The 14,430-nt window shown below is 58.1% G+C and carries 15 protein-coding genes and 1 pseudogene; 5 read left to right on the top strand and 11 right to left on the bottom strand.

The features are described 5' to 3' along the window. Positions 1-28: 28 nt before the first annotated feature. The gene (locus L6D82_RS15215; RefSeq protein WP_085746164.1) at positions 29-646 is read left to right on the top strand and encodes a LysE family translocator; all 618 of its coding nucleotides are present in this window, start codon (positions 29-31) and stop codon (positions 644-646) included. Between the two features lie 95 nt (positions 647-741). Here the strand turns inward: L6D82_RS15215 and L6D82_RS15210 are convergent, their stop codons facing one another. Together L6D82_RS15210 and L6D82_RS15205 are read right to left on the bottom strand one after the other, a co-directional pair. Further along, positions 742-1,398, bottom strand: a complete 657-nt coding sequence (locus tag L6D82_RS15210) for a DUF2931 family protein (protein ID WP_102687066.1) — start codon at positions 1,396-1,398, stop codon at positions 742-744. Beyond that, positions 1,398-2,939 (bottom strand): DUF2235 domain-containing protein, encoded by a 1,542-nt coding sequence (locus L6D82_RS15205; protein ID WP_236190142.1) that lies wholly within the window; start codon positions 2,937-2,939, stop codon positions 1,398-1,400. Before L6D82_RS15205 ends, L6D82_RS15210 begins: the two co-directional genes overlap by 1 nt. Before the next feature lie 172 nt (positions 2,940-3,111). On the opposite strand from L6D82_RS15205, the gene L6D82_RS15200 reads away from it, so the two are divergent. Continuing rightward, complete coding sequence (locus L6D82_RS15200) at positions 3,112-3,468, top strand: hypothetical protein (RefSeq protein WP_102687103.1); 357 nt, start codon at positions 3,112-3,114, stop codon at positions 3,466-3,468. A 69-nt stretch (positions 3,469-3,537) separates the two neighbouring features. Here L6D82_RS15200 and L6D82_RS15195 read toward each other — a convergent pair whose 3' ends face one another. The 5 genes and pseudogenes from L6D82_RS15195 to L6D82_RS15175 form a co-directional block, all read right to left on the bottom strand. Then, positions 3,538-3,867, bottom strand: a complete 330-nt coding sequence (locus L6D82_RS15195; protein ID WP_102687064.1) for an antibiotic biosynthesis monooxygenase family protein — start codon at positions 3,865-3,867, stop codon at positions 3,538-3,540. Next, entirely contained in the window at positions 3,864-4,859 is a 996-nt protein-coding gene (locus L6D82_RS15190; RefSeq protein ID WP_236190140.1) for a zinc-dependent alcohol dehydrogenase family protein, read from the bottom strand. Before L6D82_RS15190 ends, L6D82_RS15195 begins: the two co-directional genes overlap by 4 nt. A gap of 63 nt (positions 4,860-4,922) precedes the next feature. Beyond that, complete coding sequence (locus L6D82_RS15185; RefSeq protein WP_007950555.1) at positions 4,923-5,225, bottom strand: ArsR/SmtB family transcription factor; 303 nt, start codon at positions 5,223-5,225, stop codon at positions 4,923-4,925. Between the two features lie 89 nt (positions 5,226-5,314). Next, positions 5,315-6,199: a universal stress protein gene (locus L6D82_RS15180; protein ID WP_236190138.1), complete on the bottom strand. Its 885-nt coding sequence runs from the start codon at positions 6,197-6,199 to the stop codon at positions 5,315-5,317. Continuing rightward, positions 6,196-7,143: pseudogene (locus L6D82_RS15175) on the bottom strand (universal stress protein). Before L6D82_RS15175 ends, L6D82_RS15180 begins: the two are co-directional and overlap by 4 nt. A gap of 204 nt (positions 7,144-7,347) precedes the next feature. Between L6D82_RS15175 and L6D82_RS15170 the strand changes: the two are divergent. Then, positions 7,348-7,911, top strand: a complete 564-nt coding sequence (locus tag L6D82_RS15170) for a GNAT family N-acetyltransferase (protein ID WP_085746153.1) — start codon at positions 7,348-7,350, stop codon at positions 7,909-7,911. Positions 7,912-7,960: 49 nt separating this feature from the next. On the opposite strand, the gene L6D82_RS15165 is transcribed toward L6D82_RS15170, so the two are convergent. From L6D82_RS15165 to L6D82_RS15155, 3 genes are all read right to left on the bottom strand, one after another. Then, positions 7,961-8,878 carry a universal stress protein gene (locus tag L6D82_RS15165; protein ID WP_236190128.1) on the bottom strand — a complete coding sequence of 306 codons (918 nt, stop codon included), beginning with the start codon at positions 8,876-8,878 and terminating at the stop codon, positions 7,961-7,963. An 88-nt stretch (positions 8,879-8,966) separates the two neighbouring features. Then, positions 8,967-10,217, bottom strand: coding sequence for an MgtC/SapB family protein (locus tag L6D82_RS15160; RefSeq protein ID WP_236190117.1), 1,251 nt, complete (start codon positions 10,215-10,217; stop codon positions 8,967-8,969). Then, positions 10,214-10,426 carry a hypothetical protein gene (locus tag L6D82_RS15155; protein WP_085746271.1) on the bottom strand — a complete coding sequence of 71 codons (213 nt, stop codon included), beginning with the start codon at positions 10,424-10,426 and terminating at the stop codon, positions 10,214-10,216. Before L6D82_RS15155 ends, L6D82_RS15160 begins: the two co-directional genes overlap by 4 nt. 391 nt (positions 10,427-10,817) lie before the next feature. Here L6D82_RS15155 and L6D82_RS15150 point away from each other — a divergent pair, with 391 nt between their 5' ends. Beyond that, positions 10,818-12,308: a basic amino acid/polyamine antiporter gene (locus L6D82_RS15150; RefSeq protein WP_236190115.1), complete on the top strand. Its 1,491-nt coding sequence runs from the start codon at positions 10,818-10,820 to the stop codon at positions 12,306-12,308. A gap of 88 nt (positions 12,309-12,396) precedes the next feature. Further along, positions 12,397-12,939, top strand: a complete 543-nt coding sequence (locus L6D82_RS15145; RefSeq protein ID WP_102687057.1) for an Hsp20/alpha crystallin family protein — start codon at positions 12,397-12,399, stop codon at positions 12,937-12,939. A gap of 42 nt (positions 12,940-12,981) precedes the next feature. On the opposite strand, the gene L6D82_RS15140 is transcribed toward L6D82_RS15145, so the two are convergent. Then, positions 12,982-14,370 carry an MBL fold metallo-hydrolase RNA specificity domain-containing protein gene (locus tag L6D82_RS15140; protein ID WP_236190112.1) on the bottom strand — a complete coding sequence of 463 codons (1,389 nt, stop codon included), beginning with the start codon at positions 14,368-14,370 and terminating at the stop codon, positions 12,982-12,984. Positions 14,371-14,430: the final 60 nt, after the last annotated feature.

Below are 14,430 nucleotides of genomic sequence, written 5' to 3'. Positions count from 1 at the left end.
CAACTACTGAGCTCGCAAAGGAACGCACATGATCGATGGTCCCGCTGTTTTGACAGTTTTTTTGGTTTACCTGGCCGGTGTCGTTATTCCAGGACCCAATTTCGTTGCGGTAGTCCACAAAGCGGTCGCTGCGTCGCGGCCAGAAGCCTTGGCCTTGGTGGCAGGCATTGTATTGGTCAACTTACTCTGGGCCACCTGTGCAATAGCAGGTATCGGCGTTGTATTTGCTGCGTTTCCTTGGGCGGCGCTGATCGTAAAAGTTCTGGGGGCCGCCTATCTGATGTGGTTTGGACTCCGACTGTTGCTAAATGCCGGAAAGACCGCGCTTGCCCCCAATAATGATGCTGCCGTCGGAAACTTTCGGCAGTCATTCATTCAAGGAGTCATCACGAACATCGGCAACCCAAAATCCATGGCCTTCTACGCCGCTATTTTCTCAGCGGCAGCCCCCGCCCACGTGTCAACAAGCACGTTTTTGTCGATGCTGGCAGTCGTAGTGGTGGTTTCAATGACTTGGTATGGAATGGTCGCAATCGCTCTTTCGCAACCTGACATCGCGTCAGCGTATCGAAGGAGGAAAAAAGCTATTGATCAATTATGCGGTGGTTTGATTTTGTCTCTGGGGATCCGGCAGCTTGTTCAATAAGTCAGGGAGGAATGCGGGCAGATTTAAAAATGGGACGCATCTATTTATCAAAAGAGCCGCCCTATCTTTTCCGACTCGCCCCCGTTTCCCAAGAATTACCAACTGCCATACGGAATGCCGAATTTGTCGATATAACGCTTGGATTTTTCACTGACCGGATAGGCGTAACGTCCTTGGTTCTTACCCTGACTAGGCCCTAACGGCTCAATCTCTGCTTTCGCCCGAGCGACCTTGATCGCCTTATGACACGAGTCTTTAACCCAAGCCTGCACCACCCCGCCGGGCGCCAGCCCCAAGTAAACCGACGCCATAAACCGCGCCTCTCGTTCAGGTGTTTGCGGGCAACGTTTGCTGGTGGATTCCAACATCAATTGCCTGGCATGTTCTGGAATATCCACCCAGGCTTGCCAGGTTTTCTTTTCAACGATTGACTGCCATCGAACATATATCCGAACGGGAAGATCGGCACCCACTACTCGCTTCCCGCTGCCGTCCACTATTGACCAGCCGCGAGCCGACTCGGTGCCGTCCTCTGGCTCGCCACCGGCTGCGGAGCCACCATTGGCCTTGAAGTAGACCTTGCCGGTAACGTCCTGCACAGAACTGTCCTCCACCCAAACCTGCATGTAATCAGGTTCGATGAATGCCAATTCCCACCATTCGGATTTGGGGTCGTTTTTGCCTGATAGCGGGTCAGCAGACTGGCAGCCAGCCATGAACAACGCGCAAAACAGAGTGACGAGTAATTTCATTACCAGAGCGTCCAGTCAGGTACGTGAGGATGTTGTACGCGAATTGAGTCTGCGGTAGGAGCATTGATATAGACCGCGCTCATTCCGCTGCCATCTCTGCGGCCAAGGGGGTGGTTCCAGTTTGCGGACGTGTGAATGTACTTCAGTTTCAACAGCTTTTCTTCTTGCGGAGTAACGCTGTAGTCACCCGCCAAGAACCGATCACACAACGCTTGAAGCTCTGAAGGAACAGCCAATTCCGGTGTATCCGGAATGTCTTTAAAGCGAACGCCCTTCTCTTTCGCCAACTGGTGCATCAAGCGCAGGTACACCCGGGAGAGCATGCCACTCACCGGACGTTTTAGTTGGACGGCGGCGTACACCCGTTTTAGGCGCGGACTGAGCCGATCTTGTAACGCATTAGGCAAGGGCAACGCAGCTGGCGTGACAATCTCCAGCATTTCCGCAGGCCAACCTTTGGCAAGCAACTGACCCTTCACTATCTCTGCATCACGATAAATCGAGGTTGTCACAACATCAGTATTCTGCGACACGTCCAAGCTTTGCATGGGGCTGACGAGTACATTCTCTTGTGCTTCTTCGAGGTAACCACCACCAAGGTCGGAATGAACTCCCGGTAAAACGATTTCCAAATGATCGGGCTTGACGCGACTCAAAGCGAAATTCGCCCGGCATTCATCGCGGGCAGTCAGCTGGACGACATCAGAGAAATAGCGACGATCCAGGTACAACCTGATGCCAGTGGCAACAGGGCTTTTGATATTGCCCAGATTTGACCATCCGGCAATCGAGGGTACGGTGTCGAACAGACCAATGAAGCCCATGTTGATGCTGCTTTTGTATTGATCATTGAAAGTAGAACTAAATCCTCTCGCACTACTGCGCATCACATCCCCAAGAGGGCCCTGCTTTCCGCGTGCAATTTCATTGGCAAAATGCCGAGCGGCAGCAGCTCCACGGCTGAAACCGAACGTATCGAATGTCAGAGAAGTAATTTCGCTCTCAGGATGGCTAGCCAGTACCCCTTCAATACGCAGTTTGATCTCTGAAAACGAAAGCTGAACACGACCTGCAACCCCCGTCTCACCTCGACCAGTGCCGGCCCCAAGCGTGCTGTCCTCCATGCCTGAGCGAGTACCGATCCCCTCGACATACACCATGCGAAAGGCTTGCTTCTGCGAGCCGTCTCCTTCGGCTTTCTGAGGTGCGTAATACAAGTCACTCAGTTTCTGCACATTGCTGGTGTCGTTACCGTAGCTGCTGTCCGGATCTTTCATGAACGGCTTACAACTGGCATCAATATCTTGAGCCGCAATCGGATGATGAGCACCACACAGAAGCCCGGCCGCAGCATTATTGGCATTATTCCCCGTACCATCGAAGAACACTCCGATCCGCAGGGCTATGCCGATTTTTTCACGTGCCGATGCCGGTTCCTTCCCGTGTTTCTCATACTCAGCCCAACGCTGGGCATGAATATCGACGGGGTCGGTTCCTTTGTTGCGATAGTTTTTAGGCGGGTTGGGAATGTAGCCACTCAATCCTTGATTCCTTCTTCTGATCCTTGAAGAACGGGCCGAAGGGTGACAGCGGAAATCGGGGGGCGCAAGGCGTGGCCGCGTGCCAGCACCTGGCGCTCTTTCTCCCTGCCTGCAATGGTGGCGCCGAGCCACGAATGATATGGTTCAGCCTCAAAACCAGGGACGACACCTCGTGCACAAACAATGTCTGGCAGCAGCAGTAACCTTCGCCATCAGTTTTTCCGCCCTTGCCTCTCCTGTGCCGCAGGAAGAGCTAGAAGAGTGCCAACGAATAGAAAACTCGGCCAAACAGGTCATGAAAACCAGGCAGCAAGGCGTGCCCATGGCTTCGGTGATGGAACTGGCCGAAGCGGCAGGTAAGCAGAACGAGTATGTGGGTGAGGTGTTCAAGTCGTTGATTCGCGAGGCGTACGAGATTCCTCAATACTCAAGCGAGAGTTTGCAACAGAAAGCGATCAGCGATTTCCATTCCAATTTCTACAAGGCTTGCATCGTGACGGCGGAAAAGAGAGCAAACGCCAACGGTTGAGCTTAACGAACAAAAAAGGGAGCAGATTCAGGTAGTGAATCTGCTCCCTTTTTCTGAAGGGCTCCTGTTTCAGTTTTCGGGCCAAAGCGCCCCATCACCTTCACCAGCACTAAAAGCTGCCCCCTCAATGTGATAAACCTGCGGCTCCTCCGAAAAATACCTCTCAAGCCCTAGCATAAAGACCCTGTGATCCTCCCCCGCCTCAAACTCCGTATGAGCCTCAAGCGACTCCCACCGCACGATCAAATTGAACCGCTCCGGCGTTTCAATCCCCTGCGCAAGCATGTGCCCGCCATACCCATTCGCGCGGCGGAGCAAAGGCGCAACCTCGGCAAATGCACCTCTGAACTCATCAACACGTTCTTTATAAACGGGCAACAAAGCGATCTCATAAATCATGACGCATCCCCCGCAGAACCCGCCCGAAGCGACGGCTCAACCGCAATCGCGATTTTCCCTTGAAGACCGTTGTTGGGACTTTCCAACCGAGCATGGGCCAGCGCAATCTCCGCAAGCGAATACACCGCGCCAACATGTGGTCGCAGTTGACCGCGCTCCACCAGGGCACTCAATTCATCGAGCTTGCCGCGGTTCTGGCGGGTGAACACGAAGTGATAGCTCGCGTTCTTGCCCCAGGCTTGGACGAGGTTTTGTGGCCGGGCGATGTCGACGATCGAGACCACGCGGCCAAGTTGTGCGAGGGCGTCGGGGCTGCGCGACAGGGTGTCGCCGCCGATGGTGTCGAATACCACGTCCACTCCGAGGCCATTGGTTTCTCGCAGGATGGCGTCGACGTAGTTGCCCTTTTCGTAGTCGATGATCACATCGGCGCCCATACGGCGGACGAACTCGGCGTTTGCTTCGCGCGCGGTGGTGAACACTTTGGCGCCCATCGCTTTGGCGAGCTGGATGGCGACGTGTCCGACGCCGCCTGCGCCACCGTGGATCAAGATGCTCTCCCCCACTCTGAGCGCCGCCCGCACGATCAGGGCTTCCCACGCCGTCCCGCCCACCAGGCTCAAGCTGGCCGCTTCGAGGTGGCTCAGCGAGGAAGGCTTTTTGCCGATGATGCTGGCGGATGCTACGTGATACTCGGCATAGCTGCCGGGGCCGTCGAAGATTTGCGGCGTGTACCAGACTTCGTCGCCCGGCGCGAAAGCCGTCACGCCGGGGCCAACCGCCTCGACTACGCCGGAGACGTCATGTCCGGTGATGGCTGGCAGTTGCACCAGATCCTGATAGTCGCCGCGTCGGACTTGATAATCCAATGGATTGATCGAGGTGGCGTGTACCCGGACCAGCACTTGCCCCGCTTTCGGCACGGGCTTGGGTACGTCGCAAAGTGTGAACGATTCCGGGTTGCCAAATGATTCAAGCAGCATCGCTTTCATGTTGAATCCTCGTATCGACAATAAGGGATATCGAGATATCTCGATATCATGCGGTAAATTTTTTTACAGCTCTTTCCCTATGACCTCGGCCAAGGCGCTGATGTTGGCTTCATTGCGCTTGTAGTAGGTCCACTGACCGATGCGCCTGACTTCAACCAGGCCCACACGCTGCAGCGTTGCAAGATAACCGGACACCGTTGACTGCGAGAGTCCGATGCCCTCTTGAATACTGCTCACACACACGCCCACCGTGTGAACGTCGCCCTCGTCCTGCGGAGGGAAGTTCTTTACGGGGTCTTTCAAGCCTTTCAGGATTTCAAGCCGTACCGGGTTTGAGAGTGCTTTGAATACTTCGATCAGGTCCATGCGGCGAGAATATCGAGATTGTTCGATATGTCAATACGCTGATTGACCAACGGAAAGCATCTCGCCTGCCGAGAGCCCGGCAACGCTCGTCAAACCGCCAGAACGCAGCAAGGTACCTGGTAAAGAATGTGCTCGGTGGTACTGCCCAACCATTTGCTCAAGCCCCGGTTGCGAACTCTTCCCATCACGATGACATCGACATGCTGCTCGTCGGCGAACTCGCTCAGCACAGTGACTGGCCGGCCTTCAACGAAGTGGCGCTGACTGGAGGCCACACCGAACTGCCCGGCCAGTCGAAGAAACGATTTTTGCAGGTCCTCGCGCAGTGACCGAGTCAGCTCGGCCAAGGGCGATCCTCCCATGTCCGCCAGGTACGCGGCGGAAATATCGCAGGCATAGAGCAAGTGCAACTCGGCGTCGCACTGAATGGCCAGGGCACTGGCCTGCCGGATGATCTGCTCGTTCAACGAGTTGTCGGCGGACTCGGTATCCGATACCTCGACCGCCGCCAGCACTTTACGAGGCAATACATAGCCGCTTCCGCCCACCAGATACACAGGTACCGGACAATCGCGCAGCAATTGCCAGTCCAGCGGCGTGTAAAACGCGCGCCTGAGGGTCGACACCTGTTCGATTTCCTTGATCAGCAGATCGGGCCCATACGCTTTGACGTGATCAAGGATGCGCTGCTCCACATCAGCGGCCCAGTCCACTTCGGTGGTCACCTCGATCCGCCTGCCGCGCAGATTGACCGCCCGGGCTTCCAGCGTCTGCCGGTGTTCCTCAAGAAATGCTTCGCGTGCCTGTGACCGGTTGCCTGTTTCCAGCAGCGACAAACCGTCGAGCGAGGGAATCAGCGCCAATATGTGCAAGCGCGCGCCACTGGCCTTGGCCAGCGCCGCGGCATGGTTGATCGCAGCGGACTCGCGCAGGAGCGGATTGATGATCAGCAACAACCGTTGATACTGGCTCATAGAGACCTCTCGTCAGATCCAGGACCTTGCACTTCGGTTCGAACGACCGGCCCTACCGCCAGGATGCTGCCGGGTACCGAATACAGCGCCCGCTCGGTATTGCTACCCATCAACCGGTCAATACCTGCGCGGTGCACCGTGCCCATCACGACCACATCCGCCAGGTATTGCTCGACAAACTCGCTGATGACTGGCACCGGCAACCCCATCACAAAATGGCGTCGCTCGGGCGGGATCCCGTAGCGATCGGCGAGGTTGATGAAAGCCTGGTGCAGGGACTGCCGCAGCTCCTCGACAAAATCCACTCCCCATCAGGCACCGACCAGCGGCGCGTCGCCATTGAAGGCCGGTGACAGGTCATAGGCGTAGAGCAGGTGCATGGGCGCGTCACATTGCGTGGCCAGCGCGTTGGCAGTCTGAATGATGGTGTCATTCAGACCGCTGATCTGGATCTCGGGATCGAACGGATCCACGGCCGCCACGATCCGATGCGGCAGGCTGTAACGGACCTCGTTGACCAGATGCACGGGCACCGGACATTCGCGCAGCAAATGGCAATCCAGCGGCGTTATGAAAACCCGCTTCAGGAGGGGTTCGAGCATCACATCCTTGATCAGCAAATCAGGTTTGAGGTCTGCGACAGCCCGCAGGATATCCAGCAGCGCGTGGGTGGTGAACACCACGTTCACCGTCACCTTCAGTCCCTGTTCCGAGAGTAGCTCAAGCTGATCGGCTACCCAGCGACGGTGGTGGCGCAGATAGCGCTGATAGCCGACCTCATCGATTTTGTCCTCCCACAGGCGAACCACGGGTGCCGGTTCAGCGAAGACCCGAACGTCCAGCGCCGCCCCGCTCGCCTTGGCCAGCGCCACCGCGCGCAGCATGGCGGGCGTCTGATGCAGGGTCTGGTCGGCGACCAGCAGCAAACGTTGATATTGCCCCATCACACACCTCCGCAAGACAACCGCAGGCTTTGAGACTGAGCCTGCGCGACTGGCGCGCAGTTGATTTACATCAACTTCGGACCATTCAACATCGCCGGTCTCTGACCCAGATCAGATTCCTGCCCATTGAGCGGCGTAGAAAGAAAGCGACTGCGGGGCGCTGTGTCCCGCACCCGTCTTTAAAACCGCAGGGAGGGTCTCCTCATGCTCACCGTCAAAGACCACAACGAACGAGCCGCCAATGCCTATGCCTCGATCGCCGGACAACACTGGATCGAAGCACTCAGGGACGGTCGCCATGTGCTGATCCGGCCACTTTCGGAAAAGGACCGGGAACGCGAATATGCGTTCATCAAACGCTTGTCTCCGGAGTCGCGACACATGCGCTTTCTGGCGCAGATCAACGAACCGTCGGGCACGATGCTGGATCAATTGATGGACACCGATAATCGCCTGCGCCTGGCCTACGTGGCGCTGGTGCACGACAACGGCCAATTGATCGAGATCGGCGTAAGCCGCTATGCCGCCACGGGTGAACACGAGTGCGAATGCGCCGTTACCGTCGCCGATGAATGGACGCACCTGGGACTGGGGACCCTGTTGATGGAGCACCTGATCTCGGCGGCACGCAAGAATGGAATGCATCGGATGTATTCGGTCGATGCTGCCAGCAATGCCCCGATGCGTGACCTGGCCCGGACGCTGGGGTTTGAACGGCACAATGACCCTGACGATCCCCGCCAGGTCATTCACAGCCTGTACTTGTAGCCTCTGCCGCCGGCGAACGTCCGTACGGGCGATCGCCGGTGCTCCGACGCTAGAGTCCCCTGCCCGGCTTGACCGCCAACACACTGCACGGTGCCCGGTGCAAGAGTTGTTCGGCGGTGGTGCCCAGCAGTTTGGTCAGACCCAGGTGCTGCACCGTACCCGCCACGATCATGTCGACATTTTGCTCTTCGACGAATCGGCAAATGGCCGGTACCGGCGCACCTTCGATGAAATGACGACACTCCTTCGACACGCCATGACGCTCGGCCATCGCGGCAAACGCCTCATGCTGTGCTGTGCCCAGTGCCTCGTAGATACCGGTGGCCAGCGGCAACGCGCCGACCCCGAAGTCTTGCGCATAGGCGGCGGTCCAATCGTAAACGTGCAACAACTGCAGCCGGGCATTGCACACCTCGGCCAGCTTCGATGCGGCATCGATAATCTGGTCGTTGAACACCAGATCCTGATCTTCGCTGCGCAGCACGTCGATGATCGCCAGAACATGACGGGGGCGAGGGTTCAAGGCGTTGGTCACGAGGTGTACCGGGATCGGGCAATCGCGCAGCAGTTGCCAGTCCAGCGGAGTAAAGAACACCCGTTTCAAGGCCGACTCTTCATGAGCATCCTTGATGATCACCACCAACGGTATCTCATTGATGAATTGCAGAATCTCCGCGTAAGGGTCCTGGACCCAGACCACTTCGCTCGTGACAACGATCCCGTGTCCACACATCCGGGTCGCCTGTTCTTCAAGCCAGTGGCGATGCTTCTCCAGGTAGGCTTCACGGGCCACGGCCACCTGTTCGGGGGCAAACAGCCCGGCCACTGCCAGCGCCTGTAAATAATCGAATGCCACGATATGCAGCGGTCTTTGCAGCGCCTGCGCCAATGCCAAGGCACGATCGAATGCCGGCGTGTGGTGCATGGTGGGCGGAGCGATCAGCAGCAGGCGGGGTTCCTGTGACATGGTGCACCTCGGCATTGAGCGATGGCAGGGAATGAGTCTCAGGCTGCCCCTTTTACCGACCACCACTTTGATTTTTGTCAGTGTCCAGTCAAATCGTCGCTCGATCCACCAGCAGACCGGCCCACATCGCGGCGGTCAGCAGAATCTGACCGGGTATGACATACGCGGCGAAGCGTCGTCCGCCACTGATCCAGGCCACCAGGCACTTGCTCAACGCGTTACTGCTGACCGCCAGCAACACGGGTGGCGCAATGGCGCTGTAAGCCAACAGGCCACCCTTGGCGAGGGTGGCGATTGAAGCCGTGGAAGAATGGGCATCGGCGAATCCGCTTAGCACGGCAGTCAGCATCACGCCCGCCTCGCCAAAGTGATCGAGCATCAACGAAGACAAAAACGTCACGCCGGCCATGGTCAACGTGACCGCCAGCGCGAGCTTGAGATTGAACGCCCCGCCGACCTTGATCGGTTGGTTCGCAGCGACCGCAGGCCTGGGGAACAGCAGGCCCAGGCTGAACAGCAGCGTTACGCCAAATCCGGCCAGCAACGGCCCCCACAGGTACGGCAACAGCGCGGTGTCGACCGCGCCGACGATCAGCGCGACCTGCGCCGCCGTGGCCAGGTTCGACAGCAGGGCCGCCGCACTCAGTACCTTGAGGTGCTCCGGGTCTTTGCGGGCGATATGCCCCATCGCCGCAATCGTCATGGTGCTGGAGGCGAAACCGGACGCGATGGCGCTGACCGCGTAGCCGTAGCGCACACCCAGCGTGCGCATGGCGATATGCCCGATGGCGCCGACGCCCATCAGCAACACGGTCAATGTACAAAGGGTGCGCAGGTTGAGTGCCGAGTAGGGACCGATGAACCGGTCAGGCGTCAGCGGCAACACCACCAATGCTGCGATCAGCAGCACCAACCCATCGCGCATCTCCGCTTCGCTCAACTGGCTGCGGGCGAAGTGATGGAGTTTCTGCCGGTAAGCCAGCAGCCCCGCCATGACCACGCCAATGGCGATTGCCAGTTCCGGCGCTGTGCCGCATAGCGCGCCCAGTACCAGCACCGTGAGCAAGGCCACTTCGCTGGTCAGCCCCGGATCAGTGCTCAGGCTGCGCCAGTAAGCCACGCTGATCAGCAGCGCCAGACAGCCGCCCACAATACCCAACAGCAGTGCGCCGCCCACTTGCATCGCGACGTAACCCAGCAGCGCCGTGATCGCGAACGTGCGCAACCCGGCACAGGCACGGCTGTCGCCGCGCCCTTTATGCCGCTCGCGCTCCAGACCGACCAGCATGCCGATACCCAGCGCTGCGGCGGCCCCCGCCAGACCCAGTGCGTCGTTCATAGCGCGACGGGGTCACCGGCGCGCGTGACCCTGGGTCGTGCAACCGGCGCTGTATCGACAATCGTTGGCCACACATGAGGCGCATCGATCCGTGCCTTGAGCTGATCGACAAAAGATTGCGCAGCGACCTTGCTGTCAAACCTGACCACGAATGCATCCATTCGCACGATCCATTGATCGTCGCTCGGTCCACTGATTTCAATGTTCATCATCACCTCCAATCGCCGAAAGCAATCCGTCATGCAGTCACCGTTACGTCCTTCGAAGCAGTGTCGTGAGCTGCCATGAATAGGCTGTCGCCGATGCTATTGCGCCTCAGCGTCAGGCTGAACATTGCAGTCATGTACCGGGGTGGGCGCTGAACCAGACTGCGCCGGGCTACGTGTCCGACACTTGATAATGATCAACAATCCACGCCGCAAACGGTCAGGGTAATCCCTGTGTCAGCGCTCACATCGTGGCGGCGCCCAGGCAAAAACACGGTGTTTGTTCTTTCTGATCTAGATCAAACGGCGTCTGAGTGTTCCCGCAGAAATTAGAGTCAGCATTCACGCCAACGCATTCGGTGAGTGCATACCACCTCGTTTCCCGGAGGCTCCCATGGCTACGCACCTGCAAGGCACGCATTCAACTGTTCCTCCCACCGGTCAACCGATGACGGGCCGTTTGCAAAAGGTCGAGAGCAAACGGCTGTCCCTGAGCCTGCTGATTGCGCTGGTGGTCGGCTCGATGATCGGCAGCGGCATTTTCAGCCTGCCGCAGAACATGGCGGCCAGTGCGGGCGCCAGGGCGATTCTGATTGGCTGGTTGATCACCGGTGTCGGCATGCTCTCGCTGGCATTGGTTTACCAGACACTGTCCAACCGTCAACCGGCGCTGGATAACGGCGTATTTGCCTACGCCCGGGCATTGGGCGGCGAATACCTCGGGTTCAATTCGGCCTGGGGCTACTGGATCAGCGCATGGATCGGCAACGTCAGCTACCTGGTGATTCTGTTTGCCGCGCTAAGTTACTTCTTTCCACTGTTCGGCGAAGGCAACAACACAGCGGCGATTGTCGGGGCGTCTGTGGTGTTGTGGTCGCTGCACTGGATGATCCTCAGCGGGATGCGCACGGCGGTACGGGCCAACGCGCTGACAACCGTGGCCAAAATTGTGCCGCTGCTGCTGTTTATCGGTCTGGTGATGGCGGCCTTTCAACGGCAAACATTCAGCGTTGATTTCTGGGGTTCGCCGGCGCTGGGCAGCACCCTTGACCAGGTCAAAAGCACAATGCTGGTGACGGTCTGGGTATTCATCGGCATCGAAGGCGCCAACGTGTTTTCCGCCCGGGCGGCAGAAAGGGCCAATGTCGGACGCGCCACGGTTATTGGTTTTGTCATCACCCTGTTGCTGCTGATTGCTGTGTCTCTGTTGTCGCTGGGCATTCTCAGGCAACCGGATCTGGCAGCCCTGAAAAATCCATCCATGGCCGGTGTGCTTGAAGCTGCGACAGGACCTTGGGGAGCCGTTCTGATCAGCATCGGCTTGATCATCTCGGTGGGCGGAGCCCTGCTCGCCTGGACACTGCTGGCGGCGGAATCGGTATTCACGCCAGCCAGGGAAAACGTCATGCCGGGCGCACTGGCCGAGGAAAACAGCCGTGGCGTGCCGAATCACGCCCTGTGGATCACCAATGGCTGCATTCAACTGTTTCTGTTGCTGACTTTGTATTCAAGCGCCAGCTACCTGGCGCTGATTTCCCTGGCCACATCGATGATTCTGCTGCCGTACCTATTCAGCGGCCTTTATGCGCTGAAGCTGGCCTGGCAAGGGCAGACCTACGAGGGACATCTGGGCCTGCAAATACGCGACGTGGCCATTGCCCTGATCGCCACCCTGTACTGCGTGTGGCTGCTGTACGCCGCCGGGCCGAAATACATGCTGCTCAGCGCTTTGCTCTATGCCCCAGGCTCATTGATTTACCTGGCCAGCATGAAATCGCGCCAGGGACAACCGCTCAACGGCCCCGAAACGGGACTGCTGATCATCATCTGGACGGCGGCGGCCTTCGCCGGCTGGATGCTGTGGACCGGGGCACTGACGCTTTGAGGCCAGTGCCCGCGCCGTATTTTTTTCCAGGGTGGACTCGCGTACAGGACATTTGCAGCCTGCCCTTCATCTGAGAGGAGTCGTCAAAATGAGCAATTCCGTGAAAAAAATGCCGATCCATACCGAGGACAAATCGAGCCAGCTGCCCCTGCCATCAGACCCGTGGCGCCCTCTGGAAAAACTCCGGCAACAGGTTGATCGCCTGTTCGAAGATTTCAATCGCGGTTCGGCGCTGTCGCCGTTCAGCCGTGGACTGTTCGATGTCGAACCCTTCTGGCGGCGCGAACTGAGCAGCCACGGCCTGCCTGCCGTGGACATCACCGAAAAGGACAAGAGTTTCGAGATCACGGCCGAGTTGCCCGGCATGGATCAAAAGAACATCGAGCTCAAGCTGTCCAACGGCAACCTGATCATCAAGGGGGAGAAGAAAGAGGACAAGGAGGAAAAAAGGAAGGGCTATCACCTCAGCGAGCGTCACTACGGCTCCTTCGAGCGAGTATTCAATCTGCCCAAGGGTGTTGATGCCGAGAAGATCGAAGCCAGCTTCAGCAAAGGTGTGCTGAACATTTCCCTGCCGAAAAAGCCCGAAGCCATGAAGGCGGACAAGGTCGTGCCGATCAAGGCCGACTGACCGCCTGACAGCCTCCGCCCGATAACGGCGGGGGCTTTTTCATCAGAGTCGCGAATGCTCTGGGGCATCGGTTTCGCCTAAATCCACGCTGTCACGATACTCCGGCACCGACACCGACCATCCCAGTTCCAGGCTGATGCGGCGGCGCAACGTATCGGATGCATTGGGTTCGCCGTGTACCACGAAGGTGTGTTTCGGCGGCCGCTTGAATCCACGCAACCACTGCATGATTTCATCGGTGTCAGCATGCGCCGACAGGGTTTGCATGGGTACCACCTCAGCGTTGATGGGTACGTCCCTGCCATGGATGCGTACGCTGGGAGCGCCCGCGACAATCTGCGCCCCACGGGTGCCACCGGCCTGAAAGCCCGGCATCAACAATGTGTTGAGCGGGTTGGGAGCCAACGCCTTGAGATGATGGACGACCCGCCCTCCCGTCGCCATGCCGCTGGCAGCAATGATCACTGCCGGCGTGCGCAGTTGATCAAGCTCTCTCGAGTCCTGGACCGTCCGGACAAACTTCGCGACATGGCACATGCCGTCGCAGTCCTGCGCAGACAATTTGTGCTCGCTGCGAAATCGCTGATACAGGTCCGTGACATCAGTAGCCATGGGGCTGTTCAGGTAGACAGGAAGATCGGGAATCGCTTTTGTGCGTTTCAATTGATACAGGTGGTACATCAGCAATTGGGCACGTCCGACTGCGAACGATGGCACCAGCGTGATGCCTCGGCGCAACGCAGTACGGTTAATGACCTCGGCCAACTGTTGATGCGGTGATTCGGCTGGATGCCTGCGGTCGCCGTACGTTGACTCCACCAGCAGAAAGTCTGCTTGCTCGACCGTTTCCGGGGCTAGCATCAAGGGATCATCCGGTCGGCCAAGATCCCCTGAAAACACCAGGGACCGTCCGTCGGCAACCACCGTGACCGTCGCTGCGCCCAGGATATGCCCGGCGCAGTGTAGTTCGATAATCATGCCGGGGATGATTTGAACCTTGTGACGCAACTCCACCGGCCGTAACAGTTTCAATGCTTGTGCCGCATCTTGCTCGGTGTAAAGCGGCTGCGCCGGGTTATGCTTCGAGAAGCCATGCCGATTGGCGAACTCAGCCTCTTCTTCCTGCAATCGGCCACTGTCCAGCAACAGGATCTTTACCAGTTCACAGGTCGCTGGCGTGGCGTAGACCGGGCCGCGATAACCATTGCGTACCAGTACCGGCAGATAGCCGCTGTGATCAAGATGGGCATGGGTCAGTACAATCGCGTCAAGACCGCCGAGAGGGAGCGGGAACGGGTCGCGGTTGTGCAATCGCAGTTGCTTGTAGCCCTGGAACAGGCCGCAATCGATCAGTACATGTTGATCATGATGTTCCAGCAAATACTTGCTGCCCGTCACCGTGCCCGCAGCACCCAGAAATGTGATTCGCATGGCCGTTTCCTTGAACGCTCAGAGGAGCACTATTGAGCGCTCCTTCTGGCTCGGGAGCCG

This window comes from Pseudomonas paraglycinae (assembly GCF_021601625.1).
GTDB lineage: Bacteria > Pseudomonadota > Gammaproteobacteria > Pseudomonadales > Pseudomonadaceae > Aquipseudomonas > Aquipseudomonas paraglycinae.
This window is presented reverse-complemented; position numbering and strand designations above follow the sequence as displayed.

Coding starts and splice junctions, on each gene's coding strand:
- L6D82_RS15215 (WP_085746164.1), top strand. CDS start 29: ATGATCGATGGTCCCGCTGTTTTGACAGTTTTTTTGGTTTACCTGGCC.
- L6D82_RS15210 (WP_102687066.1), bottom strand. CDS start 1,398: ATGAAATTACTCGTCACTCTGTTTTGCGCGTTGTTCATGGCTGGCTGC.
- L6D82_RS15195 (WP_102687064.1), bottom strand. CDS start 3,867: ATGATTTATGAGATCGCTTTGTTGCCCGTTTATAAAGAACGTGTTGAT.
- L6D82_RS15190 (WP_236190140.1), bottom strand. CDS start 4,859: ATGAAAGCGATGCTGCTTGAATCATTTGGCAACCCGGAATCGTTCACA.
- L6D82_RS15185 (WP_007950555.1), bottom strand. CDS start 5,225: ATGGACCTGATCGAAGTATTCAAAGCACTCTCAAACCCGGTACGGCTT.
- L6D82_RS15180 (WP_236190138.1), bottom strand. CDS start 6,199: ATGAGCCAGTATCAACGGTTGTTGCTGATCATCAATCCGCTCCTGCGC.
- L6D82_RS15170 (WP_085746153.1), top strand. CDS start 7,348: ATGCTCACCGTCAAAGACCACAACGAACGAGCCGCCAATGCCTATGCC.
- L6D82_RS15165 (WP_236190128.1), bottom strand. CDS start 8,878: ATGTCACAGGAACCCCGCCTGCTGCTGATCGCTCCGCCCACCATGCAC.
- L6D82_RS15160 (WP_236190117.1), bottom strand. CDS start 10,217: ATGAACGACGCACTGGGTCTGGCGGGGGCCGCCGCAGCGCTGGGTATC.
- L6D82_RS15155 (WP_085746271.1), bottom strand. CDS start 10,426: ATGAACATTGAAATCAGTGGACCGAGCGACGATCAATGGATCGTGCGA.
- L6D82_RS15150 (WP_236190115.1), top strand. CDS start 10,818: ATGGCTACGCACCTGCAAGGCACGCATTCAACTGTTCCTCCCACCGGT.
- L6D82_RS15145 (WP_102687057.1), top strand. CDS start 12,397: ATGAGCAATTCCGTGAAAAAAATGCCGATCCATACCGAGGACAAATCG.
- L6D82_RS15140 (WP_236190112.1), bottom strand. CDS start 14,370: ATGCGAATCACATTTCTGGGTGCTGCGGGCACGGTGACGGGCAGCAAG.